Here is a 21497-nt window from a genome sequence, read left to right as displayed (position 1 = left end):
TAACAGCCACAGACGGAGGGGTAGCATGAATAGCGCCATCAATCTGGACGAGGCATTACGCATCGTCGAGCAGGCTTTCCTGCCACACACCTGCAAAACCCGGGCGGACCGCGACGATGCCAGCTTCTCCTTCCGCGTCTTCGACGACAGCGAAGTCGAGTTGCTATCCCAGGCCCACGTGGCGCGCTCGCAATACAGCGACGCCACCCGCCTGGCCGGGCTGATCGAGCTTGCACGCCTGGAGCTGAGCAAGGACGGCTACGAGCTGGTGCCTTGGTCGATGCCCTGGAGCAACCCGCAGGGCTGAGGCATACGCCATGGAAGCCTTCGACTGGCAACGCATCCTGCTCCACGACTTTCCCCTGGCATTCCTCGGCGAGGTCGCCTTGCGCGCGGCCTTCGCCTATCTGGCGGTATTCGTCTTCCTCAAGGTCTCCGGTCGACGTGGCGTGCGCCAGCTGTCGGTATTCGAACTGGTGGTGATCCTTACCCTCGGCTCGGCCGCCGGCGATGTGTCCTTCTACGACGACGTGCCATTGCTGCCGGTCATCGTAGTGTTCGCCACCTTGTTGCTGCTGTACAACCTGACCACCCGGGTAATGAAGCACAGCCCGCGCTTCGGCAGCTGGGTCGAGGGCAAGCCGGTGGTGATCATCCGTGACGGCCTTTTCGAGCTGGGCACCCTCGACGAGCAGAACATCTCCAGCGACGAATTCCACATGGAGCTACGCCGCGCCGGCGTCGAGCACCTGGGCCAGGTTCGCCTGGGCATTCTCGAAGTAGATGGCGACCTCAGCCTGTTCTTCTTTCCCGCCGAGGAGACCCACAGCGGCCTGTCGGTCCTGCCAGAGCCGCTCAACCCGAAACACCAGCTGATACCCGCACAGGGCCTGTACGCCTGCGTCCGATGTGGCAACCCCCAACCACTGTCGGCCGGCCAGAACCCCAGCTGTGCACGCTGTGGTGGCCGAAGCTGGAGCCATGCCCTGGATTGGAGGCGCGAACGATGACCGAGCAGGCACGTCCGCTGGCTGAAGGTGAGCGGCCGCTTCCCGAGGACGAGCGCGAAGACACCGGTACAGCCCTGTGCCCGTCGCTGCCCCCGGACCTGGTGTACGTCGATGATCGGCAGATGGGCATCAGCCGGCGCAAACTGCGCGGCCGCTTCGTCTACTTCGATGCCGATGGCGAGCGCATCCGTGACGAGAGTGAGATCAAGCGAATCAACGCTCTGGCGATTCCTCCGGCCTACACCGACGTATGGATCTGCCCAGACCCACGCGGCCACCTGCAGGCGGTCGGACGCGACGCCAGGGGACGCAAGCAGTACCGCTACCATCCACGTTGGCGCGAGGTACGCGACTGCAACAAGTACGAACGGCTACTCGAATTCGGCCGCGCCCTGCCCGGCCTGCGTCGCCAGGTGGAGCAACATCTGGCCCTGCGCGAACTGAGCCGCGACAAGGTGATGGCCACGGTGGTCGCGCTACTCGACTCGACACTGATCCGCGTCGGCAACCCTCAGTACGCCCGCGACAACAAGTCCTTCGGACTCACCACCCTGCGCAACCGCCATGTCGAGGTCGCTGGGGCCGCCATCCGCTTCCACTTCCGTGGCAAGAGCGGCATCGAACACCGCGTCAGCCTCAACCATCCGCGCCTCGCGCGCGCAGTACGGCGCTGCATGGAGCTGCCTGGGCAGCAACTGTTCCAGTATCTGGACGAAACCGGAGAACGCCGTGGCGTCAGCTCGGCGGACGTCAACCTGTACCTGCAGAATCACACCGACAGCGACTTCACCGCTAAGGACTACCGCACCTGGGCCGGAACCGCCCTCGCCCTGCAATACCTGCGCGAGCTACACCCGGACAACGCCAGCGAGGCCAAAAGCCAGGTGGTGGAGGTGACTCGCCAGGTCGCCCGCCTGCTCGGCAACACCCCGGCCATCTGCCGCAAGTGCTACATCCACCCGGCCGTGATCGAGGCCTTCCTCGACGGCAGCCTGGCCAAATTGCGCGCTGCGAAGCCCCGCCAGGGCCTGCGCGAGGAAGAAAGCCTACTGCTGCGGTTTCTGGAGAAGCTGTCCAAAAGCGGTTGAGAGACTGGCAACATGCACCAGCCTGGCAATATCTGTGGGCTTATTGTCCTTGTTGCCAGAACAACGTACGCGCAGACTGGCCTCCAGTTTCCGGAGGACCGCCTCGTTGAAGACCATCGCCAGCCTGATCTATCCCGACGTGATGAGCCTCGATGTCACCGGCCCGCTGCAGGTGTTCGCATCGGCCAACGTCGAGCTGCGCCGCCTGGGCCAGGCCGAGGCCTATCGCCCGCTGGTGCTGGCCGATGAGGCCGGTCCGATCGCTACCTCCGCAGGTTTCCAGATAGTTGCCGAAGGGTCCTGGCGCGACTGCGCGCCGAGCGAGCTGGACACCTTGTTGATTCCCGGCGGTCTGGGCGAAACCGCGCAGTGTGCCAACCAGCCTCTGCTGGCCTGGCTGCGCACCGCCGAGCCGCAGATCCGCCGCCTGGGTTCGGTCTGCTCCGGCGCCCTGATCCTGGCAGCTAGCGGACTGCTCGACGGACGGCGCGCCACTACTCACTGGGCCGATGTGCAAGCCCTGCGCTGCCACGGCGATATCGACGTAGACGGCGACCGTCTGCACACCTATGACCCGAGCGGCCGCGATGGCGACGCCCATGTGTTCACCTCCGCCGGCGTCACCGCCGGCATCGATCTGGCGCTGGCACTGGTCGAAGCCGATCTCGGCCGCCCTCTCGCCCTGGCCGTGGCGCGGCGACTGGTGATGTTCCTTCGTCGCCCCGGTGGACAGGCGCAGTTCAGCGCCCTGCTCGCTCCGGATGCCAGCCGGACACCCCGACTCCTCAGCCTGCTGGAGTGGATGGCGCAGCACCTGGATGCCGACCTCTCGCTGGATGCCCTGGCGCAACAGGCCAACCTCTCGGCCCGCAGTCTATCGCGCCTGTTCGTTCAGGAACTGGGCATGGGACCCGGCCGTTACGTCGAGCAACTACGCCTGGAGGCCGCGCGCAACCTGTTGCAGGACAGCGGCGCTTCGATCGGCACCGTGGCTCGGCTGACCGGCTTCCGCCACCCGGAAAACCTGCGCCGCACCTTCCACAAGCACCTGTCGGTGAGCCCCCAGGACTACGCCGAGCGTTTTGCCTGAACCGCACCTCTCGCACCAAGGAGAATCATCATGCTGCAACTGCGCCCCGGCTGCGAATGCTGCGACCGCGACCTCCCCCCGGAGTCGCCGGATGCGCGCATCTGCTCCTTCGAATGTACGTTCTGCGTCGACTGCGCCACCAGTCATCTGCACGGCCACTGCCCCAACTGCAGAGGCGAGCTGGTGCGCCGGCCGGTCCGGCCGGCCAACAAGCTGGAAAGCTATCCCGCCACCACCGAGCGAACCCTCAACCCGGCCGGCTGCCCAGCACAGGAGCAGGCGTCGTGACCCACTTACTGCACAAACTTCGCGGCGATGCCGTAGCCCTGCCACCCCGCGCCAGCTGGCAACAGATCGGCCTGGCGTGGCTCGGCGGCGCGCTGGCCATCGCCTGCGTCGCCAGCACCGGTGACTGGCTGTCGCTGAGCCTGCTGCTCGGCTCCTTTGGCGCCTCCTGCGTGCTGGTGTTCGGCTATCCCGACCTGCCGTTCTCGCAGCCGCGCAACGTGGTCGGCGGTCACGTGCTCAGCTCGCTGGTCGGAATCGCTCTGCTGCAGGCCTTCGGCCCGCAGTGGTGGGCGCTGGCCCTGGCGGTCGGCACGGCCATCGCACTGATGATGGCGACCCGCACCGTGCATCCGCCGGCAGGCTCCAACCCGGTGATCATCTTCCTCGCCCAGCCGGACTGGAGCTTCCTGTTATTCCCCACGCTGACCGGTGCCCTGCTGCTGGTGCTGGTCGCACTGGTCTACAACAACGCCACGCGCGAAGCGCGCTACCCCAAGTACTGGTGATCGTCGATGCTTCTCCTGAGCAACCCCACGCTGCTGCGTCTGTTCCTCGCCCAGGCCCTGTTCTGGAGCTGCGCGATGATCGGCATCACCCTGACCTCGCTGGTCGGCCTGCAGTTGGCGCCACTCAACGGTCTGGCCACCCTGCCCTTGGCCCTGCTGGTGCTTGGCTACCTGTTGGCGACCCAGCCGCTGTCGCTCTTCATGCAGCGCCATGGCCGCCGCGCAGGGCTGCTGCTTGGTGCCAGTGCAGGCATCCTCGGCGGGCTGCTCAGTGCGGCCGGCGTATGGCTGGAGGATTTCTGGCTGTTTTGCGTCGGCGCATTGCCCATCGGCATCTATCAGGCCTCGGCCATGTACTACCGTTTCGCCGCCCTGGAGGCGGTAGATGATGCTCACAAGGGCCGTGCCACCGCCTGGGTCATCGGCGGCGGCCTGTGCGCCGCACTGCTGGCGCCGACGCTGACCCTGTGGGCGCGCGGTGCGCTGGAGCGCCCCTTCGTCGGCGCCTATCTGTTGGTCTCGCTGCTCACCGCGCTGGCCATTCCGCTGCTTCTGGGTCTGCGCCAGGGCGCCCTGCCACCACCCGCCAGCCGTGGTCTGGCGGCCATGAGCGCCCTGCTGGTGCGGCCGGTAGTACGCAATGCCGTACTCATCACCGCCATCGGCAACGGGCTGATGGTGCTGGTGATGAATGCCACGCCACTGGCCATGAGTTTCTGCGGGCTACCGCTGGAGGCGGGTGCCGAGGTGATCCGCTGGCACATGATCGGCATGTTCCTGCCGGCCTTCGTCGCCGGCCCGCTGGTGGATCGCCTCGGATGCCGGCGAGTGGCACTGCTCGGCATAGTGCTACTCACCGCCAGCGCGACTATCGCCCTGACCGGCGAGCTGCAGAGCTATTTCCTGGCCTCTTCGATGCTGCTCGGCATGGGCTGGAACCTGATGCTGGTCGCCGGTACCACCCTGCTAGGCCAAGGTCACTCCTCCGAGGAGCGGGGCCAGGCGCAGGGGCTGATGGAGTTGGGCAATGGCGCAGTGGCGGCGGCCGCCTCGTTCGCGTCGGGCATGCTGATCAGCGGTCTAGGCTGGAACCCTGTGAACCTGGCCATGCTCGGCCTGCTGGTGGTGGCTCTGTTCGCGCTGATCAGTAGTGGACGTCAGGCCCAGGTTGCCTGACCGGAGCCCGATCTGGGCAGCCGGATCAATCCGGTTGCGGCCCGATAGGGAAGAACTCGCCGCTGCTCCAGACCCCGAGCCAGAGTTGTCCATCGATCTCCCGCCCCACCGCGATATCCACCAGCTGATAGAAGACATTGCGATGCACCAATGCCTCCAGGTTGCTGCGCACATGCAGATACGGAGCGGGCTCCTGGCTCTCGGGATCGATCTCGACCCGTAGCAGATGCTGGGGACCCGCCTCGACCTCGTCATCGACATTGGTGGTAAAGCGCAGCACCTGCCCCTCCCCCTCGCCTTCGACTTGCAGGGTCACTGCCACGAACGGCGCATCGTCGACGATGATGCCGACCTTCTCCACCGGGGTAATCAGAAAGTACTTATCGTCGTCCCGGCGGATGATGGTGGAGAACAGCTTGACCATCGGCTTGCGTCCGATCGGCGTTCCCAGGTAGTACCAGGTACCGTCCCTGGCTATGCGCATGTCGATATCGCCGCAGAAATCCGGGTTCCACAGGTGTACCGGCGGCAGGCCCTTGCCCTCGCCTTTGGGAATCTGTGCCAACAGGTCGCCGGCCTTGCCCGGATCGGTCATACGTAGTCCTCCTCTGTCCAGCCGACAGTATGACGGCTCGGTTCCGTCTGAACAGCCGGATGAATATGGGCGGAGCCAGGCAAAACCTATTTATCCTGCGAACCTAGCGTGCACTCACGCCCAGCAGGGTGCGCGCGTACTGGTCGAATGGGGCACGCAGCTGGTCGGCCGGCTGGTTGTCGTACAGCGTCATAAATCCGCCACGATTGCGGATTCGTGCCGTATCGACCAGATAACGGGTGCTGGTCTCGATCAGCATCAGCTGGATGACACCGGAATCGACACCGACCCGATCAAGCGCCTCCTGGTCCTCCCACTCCTCTACCGTGCCGATACGGTCATCGGCATCGGCGAAACGGGTGTAGAGCAGATAGTGAGCCCCCACGATGCGAGCCTCGTTCATCGCTTCGTCCAGTCCCTGCGGCTTGCTGGCACGGCGTACCAGCGGGAAGTATTCGACGAAGGACTTGAAGGCCTCCTCGGCCACCACATTGGGCCGCGGGCGCGCGTCACCCGGCGGCACGTAGTGGGCCTGGGAGATGAAGATGAACGAGTCGGCCTGCAGGCGCCAAGACGCGGAGCGGCGGGTATCGCTGCGGTCGAGCACGCCCGCGTCGCGCAGGTGGTACTCGGTGCCGGCAGCCATATCGCTGACCTTCATGCAGCCACCGAGCGCAACCAGCGCCAGCAGCAGAATCAAGCTACGCATTGCATTTCCTCCCTGCCGGTGACGGAAAACCGGCGGATAGAGAGTCATAGCAGCTTCCGCGCCAACCTTGCTTCAGAGGCCACGCTGCCACTCCTGGCGCAGATGTGCGCTCTGCGGCCGCTCGATAGCCTGACGCACCTGCGCCAGCAGGCGCGCCTTGTCGGCGCCCAGGTTGCCCTTGAGCACCAAGTAGTTGGAGGCGTGATCGCTGCGGAATACGGTGTTATCCAGTTCCAGCCCCTGCAACAGGCGCTCCACCTCATAGAACAGCTGCTGCTGGCTGAGCGGCTGGAAGCTGGTGAAGCCTTCGCGGAAACGCTCTTCTCCCATCGGGAAACTGACCACGAGGGTGGAGAGGAACTCCGGCTGGGCGGCGTTCATCAGACGCGCCGAGTTGTCGGCGTGCTGCTCGCTCAGGGTAGCGCCGCCGAGGCCGTTGAGGATCATTACCGAGCGGGTGATACCGGCCTGCCCGAGCTTGTCCAGGGCACTGAGACTGGACTCGTAGGTTTCGCCCTTGTTGACCCGCGCCAGTACCTCATCATCGCCGGACTCACAGCCGACATAGGCCATCTTCAGCCCGGCATCGGCCAGCTCCTTGAGCTCTTCCACCGACTTCTTGCGCAGGTTGCGCGGTAGACAGTAGCTGGATACCCGATCCACCTCGGGCATGTGTTCGCGAATCGCCCGCAGGATTCCCAGCAGGCGCCGCGTCGGCAACACCAAAGCGTCGCCGTCGGCGAGGAATACACGTTGCACGATCAGGCGCTCGCCGGCCTGGCGGATCTCCTCCAATACCTGATCCTCATCCCGGGCACGGAATTTCTTCTGAGGCTGGGTATACATCTCGCAGAAGGTGCAGGCATTCCAGGAGCAGCCGTTGGTGACCGGCAGGATGAGGGAATGGGCTTCGCTCGGTGGACGGAACACCGGCTCGATATAGGCGATGGGGAATTCGGCGGGCATGGCTTTCGTACAAGTGGATGAGCGGCGCGTTAGCCGCCGATGATTTTCATGACGGTGGCGCCCCCCGCGAAAGCGATATCCTGTTTGTCGGCGAGCGCCCTTACCAACAGTCGCTGCAGTGCCGGCAGAGCCTGGTGACGCGGCTTGTCGAGCAGATCGCCGATGTAATGGCGGTTGCTCGACGAAAGGCAGCCATGCAACCAGCCAGCAGAGGACAGGCGCAGGCGCGAGCAGGTCCGGCAGAACGGCACGCTCTCGTTGGCGATAACGCCGAAGAAGCCGCGGCCAGGAATCTCGTAACGCAGCGCGGTTGCATCCACTGGTGCCGGCGCCTGGACGAATTCGTGGCGACCCGCCACCGCCTCGAGCAGCTCGGGCATGCCATAGAACTGCTGCTGGAAGCTAGCCCCCTCGCGCGCCAGATGCCCCATGCGCATCAGCTCAATGAAGCGCAGCTCGAAGCCATTCTCCAGGCAGTAGTCGAGCATCGGCAGCACTTGCTCGTGATTCTGCCCGCGCAGCGGCACCATGTTGATCTTGATCTTCAGCCCGGCAGACCGCGCCTCTTCCAGGCCCTGCAGTACGGCGGGCAGGTCGCCACCGCGGGCGATGCGCTTGAAGTCACCGGGATCTAGGGTGTCCAGAGACACGTTGATGCGCCTGAGACCACACTCCAGCAACAGCGGCAGCTTGCGCGACAGCAACTGGCCATTGGTGGTCAGGCCGATATCCTGCAGGCCCAACTGACTGGTCTCGCGAAGGAAGTGCTCAAGCTTGGGACTGACCAGCGGCTCGCCACCAGTGATGCGCAGGCGCTCGATGCCGGCCGCCTCGATCAGGTAGGCCACGCCACGCACCATTGCCTCGGCGGACAGCTCGTCCTGGGCCGCAACCAGCCGCTTGCCATCCGGCACGCAGTAGGTGCAGGCATAGTTGCAGGCGGCGGTCAGGCTGATACGCAGATTGCGGAAACGCCGACCCTGGCGGTCAACGATCATGGAGAACTCCGGCTATGTTCATTCCGGAGTATAAGCCCGCCGCCGATTGCGCAACGCATCATTGGCAGGCTGAATGGCATCAGGCCGCCGGTGCTTCGCCTTCGCGCTTGCGCTTGTTGCCCATGCGCACGCCGATGTCCATGAGGAATTGGAAGAAACCATCCTGATCCTCCAGCACGCTGCTCCAGAACGGCGAGTGGTACAGCGCCACAGCGCCATGCACCAGCGCCCAGGCAGCGCAATAGTGGAAATACGGCGGAACGTCTTCCAGTTTGCCTTCGGCGATCCGACCCTTGATCAACTGGGTGAGACGCTCGAAGTTGGAGGCACGGATCTTGTGCAGTTGCTCGACCATCTCAGGCACCTGATTGCCCTTGGCAACCTTCTCCTCCAGACGATCGAACAGGCGATAGCGCTGAGGATCCTGCATGCGGAACTCGAAGTAGGCGCGCGAGAGCGCTTCCTTGTCGCGCGCCACGTCGTCGGACAGGAACAGAGCATTGAGATCGCGCTCATAATCCAGCATCAGGCGGAGATAGACCTCGGCCTTGGATTTGAAATGCTTATAGATGGTGCCTTTGCCGATACCGACCGCGTCGGCGATCATCTCGACAGTCACGCTGTCTTCACCCTGTTCAAGGAAGAGCTTGAGCGCGGTATCGAGAATTTCCTGTTCGCGGCGACGGAATTCACGGACTTTGCGAGGTTCTTTGTTCATGAAGTGACTACAGGATAAAAAATCGAAGCGCGCCATTATGCCTGTTCAGCACGAAAATGCACGGATCATCGACCCAATGCTCAAATTAAGCGACGAATTCCCTCTAGTTCCCGGCCTGTGCTACCTCAACCACGCTGCAGTGGCGCCCTGGCCGAAGCGCGCCAGCGAGGCCGTACGGCGCTTCGCCGAAGAGAACATAGGGACTGGCGCCCGAGACTATCCAGAATGGCTGAAAGTGGAAAAGCGCCTGCGCGAGCGCTTGACTCGCCTGCTCAATGCCTCCAGCACCGCCGATATCGCGCTGGTGAAGAATACGTCTGAGGCCCTGTCCTTCGTGGCCTTCGGCCTCGACTGGAGACCTGGCGACCAGGTGGTGATCAGCGACGAGGAGTTTCCCTCCAACCGCATTGTCTGGGAGGCTCTTGGGCCGCAGGGAGTCGAGGTGGTACAGGTCAGCCTGGCTGGCAGCGATCCGGAAGGCGCGCTGCTGGCCGCCTGCGGACCACGCACACGGTTGATGTCGATCAGTTCGGTGCAGTTCGCCAGCGGCCTACGCCTGGACCTGCCCCGCCTGGGCGCAGGATGCCGCGGCAAGGGTGTGCTGCTTTGTGTCGATGCCATCCAGCAGCTCGGCGCACAGCCACTGGACGTCCAGGCCTGCGACTGTGCCTTCGCCATGGCCGACGGCCACAAGTGGATGCTCGGCCCGGAAGGCCTCGGCGTGTTCTATTGCCGCGGCGACATGCGCGAGAAGCTCGCTCTGCACGAATATGGCTGGCACATGCTCGAGCACGCCGGCGACTACGACCGCACCGAATGGCAGCCAGCCCGCAGCGCTCGGCGCTTCGAGTGTGGCAGCCCGAACATGCTCGGCGCCATGGCACTGGAGGCCAGTCTGTCGCTGCTGGAGGAAGTGAGCATGCAGCAGGTGGCGCAACTGATCGAGGAACGCGTGCTGCAACTTCAGGAGGGGCTTGAGCGAATCGCGGGCATTCAACTGCACAGTCCGCTGAATCCGGCACGACGCGCCGGCATCCTGACATTCAACAAGGACGGCTGGGACAATCAAGCGCTGTTCTCCAAACTCCGGGAACAGCAGGTGATCTGTGCACAGCGGGGGAAAGGCATCCGTCTGTCGCCACATTTCTACACCGACCCGATGTCGATCGAGCGAAGCCTGACGGTACTGAGCCAGCTGCGACAAGGCTGAGTGCTCAGCAGCCGTCGGGGTATTCCAAATACGTTTAAGAAACCGCGGCGACCAATCTGGACGAGAGGGAATCCTGGCCAATACTGAGATGACTGGTGTGCGGCATCTCCCCCCAAGTGCCCCGCCAGTCGAGGTACCGTGGATCGCGTACCTTTGTTTTACTCCTAATGGTCTTGACCCGGATTCATCCCCCAGAACCCGGGTTTTTTTTGTCCGCGATTTCTCAAGATCTTGCGAGCTAGAACCTGACGAGGCGGCAAACGAGCAACGGGAGTAACGGCCGCAGGCTGGCGCTCCAGGCACTTTACCAACGACGCCAGGTCGACGCGCAGTGGATCGTGTCAGGTCACACGCGCCAGCGGGAACAATTGCTTGAAGTTAGCCGTGGTCTGCGCAGCCAATGCTTCGAATGATTCTCCGCGCACCATGGCCAGAAACTCGGCCACCTCGCGCACATACTGAGGCAGATTCGGCTTGCCGCGATAGGGAATGGGCGCCAGGTAGGGCGAATCGGTCTCCACCAGCAGACGTTCTGCCGGCACCTTGCGCGCCACCTCGCGCAAGGCGTCGGCATTGCGGAAGGTCACGATGCCGGACAGCGATATATAGAAGCCAATGTCCAGCGCCGCCTTTGCCATCTCCCAGTCCTCGGTGAAACAGTGCAACACGCCGGCCTGCGGCAACGCTGCCTCGCGCAACAGCGCCAGGGTATCGGCACGTGCCTCGCGGGTATGGACGATGACCGGCTTGCCGGTGACCCTGGCCGCCTCCAGATGCAGACGGAAAGACTGCTGCTGCAACTCGGCCGCCTCGGGCTCGTAGTGATAGTCCAGGCCAGTCTCGCCGATGGCCACCACATTGGGATGGTTCAACTCTCCGAGCAGCCAGTCCAGCGCCGGAGTCTCGCCCTTCTCCAGATCCAACGGATGAACACCCACCGAGCAGTCTACGTCTGTGTAGCGCTCGGCCAGCGACTTAACCGCGCCGGCATTGGCGGCACTGACGCCGATGCACAGGAAATGCTGCACGCCACGACCACGAGCAGCATCCAGCGCTGCATCAAGGGAGCCGTCATGAGCGGCCAGATCAAGGCGATCAAGGTGGCAATGGGAGTCAACCAGCATGAATTTCTCTATCTCTGAAATGACGAAGCGCCCATTCCGGGCGCTTCTGCCTTGAAGCCTGCGAGGCAGCACTACATGGTGTGGGTCGGGCGATCCGACTTCAACGCACCCGCCAGGTAGGTCTCGATCTTGTTCCGGGCGGTATTGTCACCGTCGTTGAACTGCACACCGACACCGGCGGCACGATTGCCTTGTGCCCCCTTTGGGGTGATCCATACCACCTTGCCGGCTACCGGAATCTTCTCCGGTTCATCCATCAGGTTGAGCAGCATGAACACCTCATCACCCAGCTTGTAGCTCTTGGCGGTCGGGATGAACAACCCGCCATTACGGATGAACGGCATGTAGGCAGCATAAAGCACGGACTTGTCCTTGATGGTCAGCGACAGTATCCCGTTACGCGGCCCCAGGTTCGGTGGCAAACTCATGCATGATTCCTTGCAACTTATCCGATTTTCGATTCTAGCCCGGTCCGGGCAGGCTTGCCCACTGCACCAGCAGGGCTTCGAGAAGCAGAGCACCGTTCAGGTTGGCCTTGCCCAGTACCTTCTGGCGCTGCAGCAGCAACCAGTCCTGCATCGCCAACAGCTTGTGTTGAGGCGTCTTGTCGGCCAGATACTGCACAACCTTGCGCATGTCGGCCAGCCCCAAACCGTCCTCGTCGCGACTCAGTTGATAACGCAACATCAGTTGTGCCCAGTCGCAAAACCAGTCGAACAGCATGGCCATCGGCAGATTCTTCCAGGCCTCGGCCAGCTGGCTGGCACTGGCCTGTTGCTTGAGCAGTTTCTTGACCCCCTCGACCACCAGGGCGCGCTGCTCCAGCACACCCTGACCATGCAGGCGACGAGCCATCAGCGGCGAACCACCGGCCAGGATCAGTAGCTCCAGACGCTGCTCATCACCACACTCCGGCAATGCCTGGGCCAACCAGGCCAGACTCTCGGCATGGCTCGGTAGCGGACAGGCCTGCTGCACGCAGCGGCTCTTCACGGTCGGCAGCAAGCGGCTGGGCTGGTGACTGACCAGCAACAGCACGGTGTCACCGGATGGTTCCTCCAGGCTCTTGAGCAGGGCATTGGCAGAGTTGAGGTTCATCGCCTCCACGGGCTCCAGCAGCACCACCTTGCGACCGCCGAGCTGGGCAGTCTGCACCACGAAGCTGACCAGATCGCGCACCTGATCGACCTTGATCGCCTTGTCCGCTTCTTCCGGCTCCAACACAAAAACATCCGGATGGGTCCCTGCCGCCAGCAGGTGACAGCCTTTGCATTGGCCACATGCATCCAGGCCAGCGGGCTTCTGGCACAGCAGGCGCGCCATCAGGCGCTCAGCCAGGTCGCGCTTGCCGATGCCGGCGGGGCCGTGCAGCAGGTAGGCATGAGCATGACGCGGACGGCTGGCTAGCTGCTGCCAGAGCTGCGCCTGCCAGGGATAGGCATCAGCCACGGCAGCGCTCCAGAATTTCTGGCAGCAGCCCATCGATTGAACGCTGCACCGACTCCAGCGACTGGGCGGCATCCAGTACTCGGTAGCGACCCGGTGCGGCTTCGGCACGCTTCAGGTAGGTCTGCCGCACTGCCTCGAAGAAGCCCCGCTCCTCTTGCTCGAAACGATCCAGACGACCACGAGCGGCGGCGCGGGAAAGGCCAATCTCCACCGGCAGGTCGAATACCAGGGTAAGACCAGGGCGCAGCTCACCTTGAACAAAAAGCTCCAATTCGGCGATACGCGCCTCACCCAGGCCACGCCCGCCCCCCTGATAGGCATAGGTGGCATCGGTAAAGCGGTCACAGAGCACCACAGCGCCGCGCGCCAGGGCCGGGCGAATGACTCGAGCCAGGTGCTGGGCACGAGCGGCGAACACCAGTAACAACTCGGCATCACTGTCCATGGGCTCGTCACTGGGGGCCAGCAGCAGTTCGCGGATGCGCTCGGCCAGCGGGGTGCCGCCAGGCTCGCGGCTGAGCACTACTTCGATGCCCTGCTCGCGCAAGCGCTCGGCGAGGTACTCGCGGTTGGTGCTCTTGCCGGCCCCTTCCGGGCCCTCCAGGGTGATGAACAGACCGCTCACGGGTTTTCCTTATCTGGGCGCGGGACTGGAGCGATAGTCGGCGCGGCGCTTGAGCTGATACTCGCGCACGGCACGGTTGTGCTGCTCCAGGGTCTCCGAGAATACATGGCTGCCGTCGCCGCGTGCGACGAAGTACAGGCTCTTGCCAGCCACCGGGTTGAGCGCGGCATGGATCGCTTCGCGACCTGCCAAGGCGATGGGGGTAGGTGGCATGCCATCGATCACATACGTGTTGTAGGGCGTCGGCTGTTGCAAGTGAGCACGAGTCAGATTGCCGTTATATCGCTCACCAAGGCCAAAGATCACCGTCGGATCCGTCTGCAGGCGCATGCCAATACGCAGTCGACGGACGAACACACCAGCGATCTGCCCACGCTCCTCGGCCACACCAGTCTCTTTCTCAACCATCGACGCCATCACCAGCGCATCGTAGGGTTTTCGGTAAGGCAGTCCATCTGCGCGGCTGGCCCACTCCTCGTCCAGTACCTGATCCAGACGGGTGCGCGCCTGTTTGAGCAGATCAAGGTCACTCATGCCACGCACGTAGCGGTAGGTATCGGGAAAGAAGCGCCCCTCGGGGCTGACTCCCGGCAGACCCAGCCGCTCCATCAGCGCCCGGTCGTCCAGCGTGGCCAGGCTCTGCGCCAGCTTCTCCTGACGAATCAGTGCAGCACGCACCTGGCGGAAGCTCCAGCCCTCGACCAGGGTCAGGCTGTACTGCACCACCTCACCGCGGCGCCACAAGCCGATCAGATCCCGGACATTCTGCTCTGGCAGCAGGCGATACTCTCCGCTGTGCAAAGCCTGGTTAGGCAGGTTGAAGCGCCAGTAGAGACGCAGCCAGAACGCGCCATCGAGCACTCCCTGCTGCTCCAGGCGATTGAGCAGGCCACCCGGCGTGTCACCAGGCAAAACCTCGATCAGACGCTCGCTCTCCAACTTGAGTGGCTGGTTCAAGGCACTGTGCAGACGCCAGCCAGCCAAGGCCAGCGCCAAGACGAGCAATACCAGGCCGGCAGCGAGCAGCAGCATCAACTTGCGAATCACGAATCAGGCATCCAGCAGACTGCGAATAATGGCCTGCAGTTTACGGGTGAGCGGGCCTGCCGGCCAGACACTGCCCGCCAGTTCGCGCACTGGCCAGATACCGTACAGGCTGTTGCAGACGAACAGCTCGTCGGCCTGCAGCAGTTCATCGAAGGTGATATCACGCACCTGCAGCGCAATACCCTCGCTCTCGGCCTGCACCAGAATCTCGGCACGCATCACGCCGGCTACGCCGCAGCGCGACAACTCGGGAGTCAGCAGAACCTCATCCTTGACCAGGAACAGGTTGCTGAACACGCCCTCGATCACCCGCCCGGACATATCCCGCATCAACCCTTCGGCGAAAGCGGCATCCTGCCACTCGTCACGAGCCAGTACCTGCTCCAGACGGTTGAGGTGCTTGAGCCCAGCGAGCAGGGGCTGCTCCGCCAGGCGAGTGACGCAGGGGTACAGGCATACGCCTTGTTCGGCATTGCGCGCGGGGTATGCGGGCAGAGGGTTACCCAGCAGGATGCGCCGAGGCAGTGAGGGGTGCGGCGGCGCATAGCCGCGCAAGCCATCGCCACGAGTGATCATCAGTTTGGCAACGCCATCGCCCAGCTCGCTGAAGAAGACCTGTAGCTCGGCCTCCAGAACAACCAAATCAAGGTCGATGGACAGGCGCCGCAGCCCCTCGCTCAGGCGCGCCAGATGGCGCGGCAGCAGTGTGGCACGGCCACCGTGCACGGCGATGGTCTCGAACAGCCCATCGCCGTAGGCCAGGCCACGATCACCCAAAGGCAATTCCGTGGCCGGACGGCCGTCAACCCAGCTCAGCATCAGCCGTTGAAGCGACGGAACACCAGCGAACCGTTGGTGCCGCCGAAGCCGAAGGAGTTGGAAAGCACCGCGTCAATCGCCAGCGGTTTGGCCTGGTGCGCGACGAAGTCGAGGTCGCAACCCTCATCCGGCTCGTCCAGATTGATAGTCGGAGGCGCGACCTGATCGCGCAGGGCCAACACGCTGAAGATGGCTTCGACCGCCCCGGCAGCACCCAGCAGGTGGCCGGTCATGGACTTGGTCGAACTGACGGACAACTGATGGGCATGCGCACCGAACACCGACTTCACCGCACAGGCCTCTGCCTTGTCGCCAGCAGAGGTGGAAGTACCGTGGGCGTTGATGTACTGCACCTGATCCGGGTTGATGCCAGCATCACGCAGCGCATTGGTCATGCAGCGAGCGGCACCCGCGCCATCATCCGGCGGCGAGGTCATGTGGAAGGCGTCGCCACTCATGCCGAAACCGGTCAGCTCGGCATAGATGGTCGCACCGCGGGCTTTGGCGTGTTCCAGCTCCTCCAGCACCAAGGCTCCGGCGCCGTCCGACAGCACGAAGCCGTCGCGCCCCTTGTCCCAGGGGCGACTGGCCTTGGCCGGATCATCGTTGCGGGTAGACAGCGCGCGAGCAGCGCCGAAGCCACCCATGCCCAGGCCACAGGTGGCCATCTCGGCACCACCGGCGACCATGACGTCCGCCTCACCATAGGCAATATTGCGTGCCGCCATGCCAATGCAGTGAGTACCCGTGGTACACGCGGTGGCGATGGCATAGTTCGGTCCCTGCAGCCCCAGATGGATCGACAGGAAACCGGAAATCATGTTGATGATCGAGCCCGGCACAAAGAACGGCGAGATGCGCCGCGGCCCCTGCTCCATCAGTGACTTGCAGTTATTCTCGATGTTGGTCAGACCGCCGATACCGGAGCCCATGGCCACACCGATGCGCTCACGGTTGGCGTCGGTGACCTCCAGGCCGGAGTCCCGCATCGCCTGGAAGCTGGCAGCTAGACCATACTGGATGAACAGGTCGAGCTTGCGCGCCTCCTTGGCCGACAGGTAATCCTCGACGTTGAAGCCCTTCACCGACCCACCGAAACGAGTGGAGAAGGCGGATAGGTCCATATGCTCGATCAGGCCAATACCACTGCGACCGGCCAGAATGCCCTGCCAGCTGCTGGCCACATCGGTGCCCAGCGGCGACAGCATGCCCATACCGGTAACCACGACGCGTCTACGCGACACTGCACAATCCTCTTATTCGTTGAAACTTGCCGGCCCGATAAAGAAAAACCGCACGCCCTTTAACGGGCAGTGCGGCTTTTCTGGGCCGAAAACCGGCGATTACAGGCGCTTAGGCGTGCGCAGTGATGTAATCGATGGCTTCCTGAACGGTGGTGATCTTCTCAGCCTGCTCGTCCGGGATCTCGGTCTCGAATTCCTCTTCCAGAGCCATCACCAGCTCGACGGTGTCAAGGGAGTCGGCGCCGAGGTCTTCGACGAAGGAAGCGCTGTTGGTCACTTCATCTTCTTTGACGCCCAGTTGCTCGGCGACGATTTTCTTGACGCGTTCTTCGATGGTGCTCATGTCTTGTTTTCACTCCTATGGAAAAAATCCGTGCAGCTGGGCTGCAGTGTATAGAAAGGGTTTTCTAAGTTTCAAGCCGGTTTCCCGGACCCTTCCGAAACTGCCGTCTTCTGCCGGTCGCACTTTTGTAACGAACTTTAGACTGGGTTTATGACAGTTTCCCGAAAGACCGAGTCACATTCAGCTCATGTACATGCCGCCATTCACCGGAACCGTGGCACCGGTAACGTAGGCTGCGCCCTCGGATGCGAGGAAGCCGACCACTTTGGCAATTTCTTCAGCCTGCCCCAGGCGACCCAGCGGAATCTGGGTCAGCAGCGCCTCGCGCTGGGCTTCCGGCAGCTCGCGGGTCATGTCGGTATCGATGAAGCCGGGCGCCACCGAGTTGACGGTGATCGAGCGCGAGCCGACTTCACGCGCCAGGGCGCGACTGAAACCTTCCAGGCCAGCCTTGGCTGCCGCGTAGTTGGCCTGCCCGGCGTTGCCCATGGCGCCAACCACAGACCCGATGTTGACGATCCGCCCCCAACGCGCCTTGGTCATGCCGCGCAGCACAGCCTTGGACAAGCGGAACAGGCTGTTGAGGTTGGTATTGATGACATCGAACCACTCCTCGTCCTTCATGCGCAGCATCAGGTTGTCGCGGGTAATGCCAGCGTTATTGACCAAGATGGCCACCGCACCGAAGTCCTTCTGGATCTGCTCCAAGACGGCCTCGACCGATTCGCTGCTGGCCACATCCAACATCAGGCCGGCGCCCTGGATACCCTGCTCCTTGAGCGCCTCTCCGATGCGAGCTGCACCGGCTTCGCTAGTGGCCGTACCGATGACGGTGGCACCCTGACGGCCCAGCTCGAACGCGATGGCCTGACCGATACCACGGCTAGCACCGGTAACCAGTGCAACTTTGCCTTGCAGACTCATGATTCTCTCCTTATGGCTCAGGCCAGCGCCGCGCGCACGGCGGCGAAAGCATCCGGGGTTTCCAGACTGTGGGTGTTGATGCCTTTGACGCAACGCTTGTTCAGCCCCGCCAGCACCTTGCCAGGGCCGCACTCGACCAGCTCGGTGACGCCTTGCGAGTTTAGATAGATCACGCTTTCCACCCAGCGGACCGGGCTATAGAGCTGGGCCAGCAAGTCACGCTTGAGGGTGTCCAGATCGGCAGGCACGGCAGCGCTGACATTCTGCACCAGCGGAATCTGCGGCGCCTGCCAGGCCAGGCCGTTGACCGCATCAGCGAACTTCTCGGCAGCCGGACGCATCAGCTCACAGTGCGACGGCACGCTGACCGGTAGCGGCATGGCACGCTTGGCACCTCGCGCCTTGCAGGCCTCGATGGCACGCTCGACGGCAGCCGCGGCGCCGGCGATCACTACCTGTCCCGGCGCGTTGAAATTGACGGCGCTGACCACTTCGCCTTGCGCAGCTTCGACGCAGGCGGCCAGCACGTCGGCATCCTCCAGGCCGAGGATCGCGGCCATGCCCCCCTGCCCCGCAGGTACAGCCTGCTGCATCAGCTGACCGCGCAGCTCGACCAGCTTGACTGCATCACGAAAACCTAGGGCGCCTGCAGCGACAAGGGCTGAGTACTCACCCAGGCTATGGCCTGCGACGAAAGCCGGGCAAGCACCGCCCTCGGCCTGCCACAGGCGCCACAGCGCGACGGAAGCCGTGAGAATGGCCGGCTGGGTCTTGTCGGTTTCGTTCAAGCGCTCTTCCGGGCCTTGCTGGGTCAGCGACCAGAGGTCGTAACCGAGCACCTCGGAGGCCTCTCCGAAGGTTTCATGTACCAGCGCCTGCTGGGCACCGAGCTCGGCGAGCATGCCGAGTGACTGCGAGCCTTGGCCGGGGAAGACAAATGCGAGGGAGGAGGACATCAAACTTTCCCTTATATAGTCGGAGGAAGCGGCACGGCGATACCGGACCGGAAACTGCAGATTGGATGGAGCCGCTACACCGGCGGTCACAAGCCCGGTCGCAGACATTTCGGCTTGGAAAGTCTCGATCACCGGGAGTTCAGAAGACGGCCTCGAATGAACACGAGGCACATAGACCTCCAGAGTCTCAGAACAACAGATCCTCGAGACGACCATGCAAGCGCTGGGGGAGATTCTCCCGTACCTCGATGACGGCACGGCGAATGGCGCTCTGGAACCCTTCCACGGTAGCCGAGCCATGACTCTTCACGACAATGCCTTGCAGCCCCAGGAAACTGGCCCCATTGTGGCGCGCTGGAGCTAGCTCACTTTGTAGACGCTTGAGCAACGGCAATGCCACCGCACCAGCCAGCTTGGACACCAAGCTTTCATTGAACAACGCCTCAATGCGCGCCGAGATCATCGACACCAGCCCTTCGCTGGATTTCAGCAGGATGTTGCCGACAAAACCGTCACACACCACCACGTCGGCCTCACCACGATATAGGCTATCGCCCTCGACGAAACCGATGTAGTTCAGCCCTTCGGCCTGCCGCAGCAAGCTAGCGGCCAACTTGACCTGTTGATTGCCCTTGATGCTCTCGGTGCCGACATTGAGCAGTGCTACGCGTGGCCGCTCCACGCCCTGGGCCTCGGCAACAACCGACCCCATGACCGAGAATTGGTAGAGCTGCTCGGCACTGCAATCCACATTCGCGCCCAGATCAAGCAGATGGCAGACGCCCTTGACCGTAGGCACAGCCGTGACCATGGCCGGCCGGTCGATACCCGGCAACGGCTTGAGCACATAGAGGGAAAGCGCCATCAGTGCGCCGGTATTGCCAGCACTGACGCATGCCTTAGCGCGACCACTGCGCACCAGCTCCAGCATCACGCGCATGGAGGCATCTGGCTTGCCCCGCAAGGCATGGGTCGGGCGATCATCCATGCTGATAACCTCACTCGCATGCTCGACTTGCAAGCGCGCGCGATCAACACCCGGATGGCGGGCAATCAGCTCTTCAAGGACGGGGGCTTGGCCGACGAGGACCAGGTGAAGCGAGGGGAATTCAGCCAGACTGGCTATGCAGGCTGGAACAATGCGATGGGGACCGAAGTCCCCACCCATTGCATCGATCGCGATCAGAGCGGACAAGGATTACTCGTCGGCGCCCTTGTCGATCACTTTACGGCCGCGGTAGAAACCTTCCGGGGACACGTGGTGACGCAGGTGAACTTCACCGGTGCTTTTCTCTACGGACAGGGCATTGGCCTCGAGGGCGTCGTGGGAACGGCGCATGTCGCGGGCAGAGCGGGATTTTTTGTTCTGCTGAACAGCCATAACTCAATAACTCCTAAACGTTTGGGTCACGCTTTAACTGCGCCAAAACACTGAACGGGTTGGACCTCGATACCTCGTCCCGGCTCGACTCGGGCTCATTGGCACCGGCCGGCTGCTGGCATTCATCAGGGGCATGGACTGGAACGATGGGCAGAGCGAGCAGAAGCTCATCTTCGACCAGCGTCATCAGATCCAAAGGATCTTCGCCCACCTCCAGCACGTCATAGCCCTTCGGCAGCGACTGGGTATCCGCTCCTACCTTCACCACCGCATAATCACATTCGCTGCGGATCGGCAGGGCGACCAGTTCCAGACAACGCTGGCAAACCATCTTGACCTCAACCTCGAGCTCGCTGTGAATACTCACAGCTCGGCGCTCATCACGTTCGAAGACCAGCTTCGCGTGCACCTTGCCGACGTTGTCCGCCAGCGGGTCGCACAGTCGCTCGAAACTGGCCAGTGGCATCTCCCCTTCTAGGGTGGCACCACGATCGGCGAGTTTGCGCGGATCAACGTGAGGTGGAATCGGCCCATTCGACATAGGCGCGGTATTCTATGGACGCACCTTGCCACTGTCAAAGGAATTTCCGCCCTGTCCGTCGGACTCCACGACCGTTAGAATCGCGCGGCCGATCAGGAGAACAATCATGCTACCGCTGGTACTCGCATCAAGCTCGCCTTACCGACGCGAACTGCTGACCCGCTTACGCCAACCTTTCTCCTGTGCATCACCCAATGTCGACGAGGCGTTACACCCCAACGAAAGCGCCAGCAGCCTGGTTCGCCGCCTGGCGGAAAGCAAGGCGCGCGCCCTGAGCGAACGGAACCCAGCACACCTGATCATCGGCTCGGACCAGGTCGCAGTACTGGGCACGCAGATCCTCGGCAAGCCTCACGACTTCGATCGCGCACGCAACCAGCTTATGGCTGCCAGCGGTGCCAGCGTGACCTTCCTGACCGGACTAGCCCTGCTCAACAGCGCCAGCGACCGATGCCAGGTTGATGTAGTGCCCTTCACTGTGCACTTTCGCCCACTGACCGAGGAGCAGATCTGCCGCTATCTGGAAGCAGAAGAGCCATACGACTGCGCCGGCAGTTTCAAGTCGGAAGGTCTGGGCATCAGCCTGTTTCGCTCCACCGAAGGCGAGGACAATACCAGCCTGGTCGGCCTGCCACTGATCCGCCTGGTACAGATGCTGGACCAGGAAGGGATCCATATCCCCTGATATCC

General features: G+C 63.0%; 27 protein-coding genes. 9 read left to right on the top strand and 18 right to left on the bottom strand.

The window, feature by feature from the left end:
- Positions 1–25: 25 nt before the first annotated feature.
- From IB234_RS08435 to IB234_RS08405, 7 genes are all read left to right on the top strand, one after another.
- Positions 26–307, top strand: a complete 282-nt coding sequence (locus tag IB234_RS08435; RefSeq protein WP_192316467.1) for a DUF1652 domain-containing protein — start codon at positions 26–28, stop codon at positions 305–307.
- A 10-nt stretch (positions 308–317) separates the two neighbouring features.
- Positions 318–1010: a DUF421 domain-containing protein gene (locus IB234_RS08430; RefSeq protein WP_192316465.1), complete on the top strand. Its 693-nt coding sequence runs from the start codon at positions 318–320 to the stop codon at positions 1008–1010.
- Positions 1007–2098, top strand: a complete 1092-nt coding sequence (locus tag IB234_RS08425; protein WP_192316463.1) for a DNA topoisomerase IB — start codon at positions 1007–1009, stop codon at positions 2096–2098. Before IB234_RS08430 ends, IB234_RS08425 begins: the two co-directional genes overlap by 4 nt.
- A 106-nt stretch (positions 2099–2204) precedes the next feature.
- Positions 2205–3188, top strand: a complete 984-nt coding sequence (locus IB234_RS08420; protein WP_225580452.1) for a GlxA family transcriptional regulator — start codon at positions 2205–2207, stop codon at positions 3186–3188.
- Positions 3189–3218: 30 nt separating this feature from the next.
- Complete coding sequence (locus IB234_RS08415; RefSeq protein ID WP_192316460.1) at positions 3219–3476, top strand: DUF1272 domain-containing protein; 258 nt, start codon at positions 3219–3221, stop codon at positions 3474–3476.
- Positions 3473–3982, top strand: a complete 510-nt coding sequence (locus IB234_RS08410; protein WP_192316458.1) for an HPP family protein — start codon at positions 3473–3475, stop codon at positions 3980–3982. Before IB234_RS08415 ends, IB234_RS08410 begins: the two co-directional genes overlap by 4 nt.
- Before the next feature lie 6 nt (positions 3983–3988).
- Positions 3989–5158 (top strand): MFS transporter, encoded by a 1170-nt coding sequence (locus IB234_RS08405; RefSeq protein ID WP_192316455.1) that lies wholly within the window; start codon positions 3989–3991, stop codon positions 5156–5158.
- 25 nt (positions 5159–5183) lie between these two features.
- On the opposite strand, the gene IB234_RS08400 is transcribed toward IB234_RS08405, so the two are convergent.
- From IB234_RS08400 to IB234_RS08380, 5 genes are all read right to left on the bottom strand, one after another.
- Positions 5184–5753 carry a DUF1285 domain-containing protein gene (locus IB234_RS08400; RefSeq protein WP_192316453.1) on the bottom strand — a complete coding sequence of 190 codons (570 nt, stop codon included), beginning with the start codon at positions 5751–5753 and terminating at the stop codon, positions 5184–5186.
- A gap of 103 nt (positions 5754–5856) precedes the next feature.
- Positions 5857–6462 (bottom strand): DUF4823 domain-containing protein, encoded by a 606-nt coding sequence (locus tag IB234_RS08395; protein ID WP_192316451.1) that lies wholly within the window; start codon positions 6460–6462, stop codon positions 5857–5859.
- Between the two features lie 72 nt (positions 6463–6534).
- Positions 6535–7428: a radical SAM protein gene (locus tag IB234_RS08390; protein WP_192316449.1), complete on the bottom strand. Its 894-nt coding sequence runs from the start codon at positions 7426–7428 to the stop codon at positions 6535–6537.
- Positions 7429–7457: 29 nt separating this feature from the next.
- Positions 7458–8426, bottom strand: coding sequence for a GTP 3',8-cyclase MoaA (locus tag IB234_RS08385; protein ID WP_192316447.1), 969 nt, complete (start codon positions 8424–8426; stop codon positions 7458–7460).
- A 79-nt stretch (positions 8427–8505) separates the two neighbouring features.
- Positions 8506–9144: a TetR/AcrR family transcriptional regulator gene (locus IB234_RS08380; RefSeq protein WP_192316444.1), complete on the bottom strand. Its 639-nt coding sequence runs from the start codon at positions 9142–9144 to the stop codon at positions 8506–8508.
- Between the two features lie 76 nt (positions 9145–9220).
- On the opposite strand from IB234_RS08380, the gene IB234_RS08375 reads away from it, so the two are divergent.
- On the top strand, positions 9221–10354 hold the full coding sequence (locus IB234_RS08375) for an aminotransferase class V-fold PLP-dependent enzyme (protein WP_192316442.1): 1134 nt from the start codon (positions 9221–9223) through the stop codon (positions 10352–10354).
- Between the two features lie 341 nt (positions 10355–10695).
- Here IB234_RS08375 and IB234_RS08370 read toward each other — a convergent pair whose 3' ends face one another.
- From IB234_RS08370 to IB234_RS08310, 13 genes are all read right to left on the bottom strand, one after another.
- The gene (locus tag IB234_RS08370) at positions 10696–11478 is read right to left on the bottom strand and encodes a TatD family hydrolase (RefSeq protein ID WP_192316439.1); all 783 of its coding nucleotides are present in this window, start codon (positions 11476–11478) and stop codon (positions 10696–10698) included.
- Between the two features lie 71 nt (positions 11479–11549).
- Positions 11550–11906, bottom strand: coding sequence for a PilZ domain-containing protein (locus tag IB234_RS08365; protein ID WP_043310025.1), 357 nt, complete (start codon positions 11904–11906; stop codon positions 11550–11552).
- A 34-nt stretch (positions 11907–11940) separates the two neighbouring features.
- Positions 11941–12927, bottom strand: coding sequence for a DNA polymerase III subunit delta' (locus IB234_RS08360; protein ID WP_192316437.1), 987 nt, complete (start codon positions 12925–12927; stop codon positions 11941–11943).
- Positions 12920–13552, bottom strand: coding sequence for a dTMP kinase (gene tmk / locus IB234_RS08355; RefSeq protein ID WP_192316434.1), 633 nt, complete (start codon positions 13550–13552; stop codon positions 12920–12922). Before tmk ends, IB234_RS08360 begins: the two co-directional genes overlap by 8 nt.
- 9 nt (positions 13553–13561) lie before the next feature.
- The gene (mltG, locus tag IB234_RS08350; RefSeq protein ID WP_192316432.1) at positions 13562–14599 is read right to left on the bottom strand and encodes an endolytic transglycosylase MltG; all 1038 of its coding nucleotides are present in this window, start codon (positions 14597–14599) and stop codon (positions 13562–13564) included.
- Between the two features lie 3 nt (positions 14600–14602).
- Positions 14603–15418, bottom strand: coding sequence for an aminodeoxychorismate lyase (gene pabC / locus IB234_RS08345; protein WP_192316430.1), 816 nt, complete (start codon positions 15416–15418; stop codon positions 14603–14605).
- A complete protein-coding gene (gene fabF, locus IB234_RS08340; protein WP_192316428.1) occupies positions 15418–16662 on the bottom strand; it encodes a beta-ketoacyl-ACP synthase II in 1245 nt (414 codons plus the stop codon). Before fabF ends, pabC begins: the two co-directional genes overlap by 1 nt.
- A gap of 109 nt (positions 16663–16771) precedes the next feature.
- Complete coding sequence (acpP, locus tag IB234_RS08335) at positions 16772–17005, bottom strand: acyl carrier protein (protein ID WP_021700471.1); 234 nt, start codon at positions 17003–17005, stop codon at positions 16772–16774.
- Positions 17006–17185: 180 nt separating this feature from the next.
- Positions 17186–17929 (bottom strand): 3-oxoacyl-ACP reductase FabG, encoded by a 744-nt coding sequence (gene fabG, locus IB234_RS08330; protein WP_192316425.1) that lies wholly within the window; start codon positions 17927–17929, stop codon positions 17186–17188.
- A 17-nt stretch (positions 17930–17946) separates the two neighbouring features.
- Positions 17947–18885 carry an ACP S-malonyltransferase gene (gene fabD / locus IB234_RS08325; RefSeq protein WP_192316423.1) on the bottom strand — a complete coding sequence of 313 codons (939 nt, stop codon included), beginning with the start codon at positions 18883–18885 and terminating at the stop codon, positions 17947–17949.
- A gap of 187 nt (positions 18886–19072) precedes the next feature.
- Positions 19073–20080, bottom strand: coding sequence for a phosphate acyltransferase PlsX (gene plsX / locus IB234_RS08320; protein WP_263864187.1), 1008 nt, complete (start codon positions 20078–20080; stop codon positions 19073–19075).
- Positions 20081–20083: 3 nt separating this feature from the next.
- Positions 20084–20266: a 50S ribosomal protein L32 gene (rpmF, locus tag IB234_RS08315; protein WP_021700475.1), complete on the bottom strand. Its 183-nt coding sequence runs from the start codon at positions 20264–20266 to the stop codon at positions 20084–20086.
- 13 nt (positions 20267–20279) lie between these two features.
- The gene (locus IB234_RS08310) at positions 20280–20807 is read right to left on the bottom strand and encodes a YceD family protein (RefSeq protein WP_192316420.1); all 528 of its coding nucleotides are present in this window, start codon (positions 20805–20807) and stop codon (positions 20280–20282) included.
- A 106-nt stretch (positions 20808–20913) separates the two neighbouring features.
- On the opposite strand from IB234_RS08310, the gene IB234_RS08305 reads away from it, so the two are divergent.
- A complete protein-coding gene (locus tag IB234_RS08305; RefSeq protein WP_192316418.1) occupies positions 20914–21492 on the top strand; it encodes a Maf family protein in 579 nt (192 codons plus the stop codon).
- Positions 21493–21497: the final 5 nt, after the last annotated feature.

The sequence above is a fragment of the Pseudomonas sp. PDM16 genome (assembly GCF_014851865.1).
Taxonomy (GTDB): Bacteria; Pseudomonadota; Gammaproteobacteria; order Pseudomonadales; family Pseudomonadaceae; genus Aquipseudomonas.
This window is presented reverse-complemented; position numbering and strand designations above follow the sequence as displayed.

Coding starts and splice junctions, on each gene's coding strand:
- IB234_RS08435 (WP_192316467.1), top strand. CDS start 26: ATGAATAGCGCCATCAATCTGGACGAGGCATTACGCATCGTCGAGCAG.
- IB234_RS08430 (WP_192316465.1), top strand. CDS start 318: ATGGAAGCCTTCGACTGGCAACGCATCCTGCTCCACGACTTTCCCCTG.
- IB234_RS08425 (WP_192316463.1), top strand. CDS start 1,007: ATGACCGAGCAGGCACGTCCGCTGGCTGAAGGTGAGCGGCCGCTTCCC.
- IB234_RS08415 (WP_192316460.1), top strand. CDS start 3,219: ATGCTGCAACTGCGCCCCGGCTGCGAATGCTGCGACCGCGACCTCCCC.
- IB234_RS08405 (WP_192316455.1), top strand. CDS start 3,989: ATGCTTCTCCTGAGCAACCCCACGCTGCTGCGTCTGTTCCTCGCCCAG.
- IB234_RS08400 (WP_192316453.1), bottom strand. CDS start 5,753: ATGACCGATCCGGGCAAGGCCGGCGACCTGTTGGCACAGATTCCCAAA.
- IB234_RS08395 (WP_192316451.1), bottom strand. CDS start 6,462: ATGCGTAGCTTGATTCTGCTGCTGGCGCTGGTTGCGCTCGGTGGCTGC.
- IB234_RS08390 (WP_192316449.1), bottom strand. CDS start 7,428: ATGCCCGCCGAATTCCCCATCGCCTATATCGAGCCGGTGTTCCGTCCA.
- IB234_RS08385 (WP_192316447.1), bottom strand. CDS start 8,426: ATGATCGTTGACCGCCAGGGTCGGCGTTTCCGCAATCTGCGTATCAGC.
- IB234_RS08380 (WP_192316444.1), bottom strand. CDS start 9,144: ATGAACAAAGAACCTCGCAAAGTCCGTGAATTCCGTCGCCGCGAACAG.
- IB234_RS08375 (WP_192316442.1), top strand. CDS start 9,221: ATGCTCAAATTAAGCGACGAATTCCCTCTAGTTCCCGGCCTGTGCTAC.
- IB234_RS08370 (WP_192316439.1), bottom strand. CDS start 11,478: ATGCTGGTTGACTCCCATTGCCACCTTGATCGCCTTGATCTGGCCGCT.
- IB234_RS08365 (WP_043310025.1), bottom strand. CDS start 11,906: ATGAGTTTGCCACCGAACCTGGGGCCGCGTAACGGGATACTGTCGCTG.
- pabC (WP_192316430.1), bottom strand. CDS start 15,418: ATGCTGAGCTGGGTTGACGGCCGTCCGGCCACGGAATTGCCTTTGGGT.
- acpP (WP_021700471.1), bottom strand. CDS start 17,005: ATGAGCACCATCGAAGAACGCGTCAAGAAAATCGTCGCCGAGCAACTG.
- fabG (WP_192316425.1), bottom strand. CDS start 17,929: ATGAGTCTGCAAGGCAAAGTTGCACTGGTTACCGGTGCTAGCCGTGGT.
- fabD (WP_192316423.1), bottom strand. CDS start 18,885: ATGTCCTCCTCCCTCGCATTTGTCTTCCCCGGCCAAGGCTCGCAGTCA.
- rpmF (WP_021700475.1), bottom strand. CDS start 20,266: ATGGCTGTTCAGCAGAACAAAAAATCCCGCTCTGCCCGCGACATGCGC.
- IB234_RS08310 (WP_192316420.1), bottom strand. CDS start 20,807: ATGTCGAATGGGCCGATTCCACCTCACGTTGATCCGCGCAAACTCGCC.
- IB234_RS08305 (WP_192316418.1), top strand. CDS start 20,914: ATGCTACCGCTGGTACTCGCATCAAGCTCGCCTTACCGACGCGAACTG.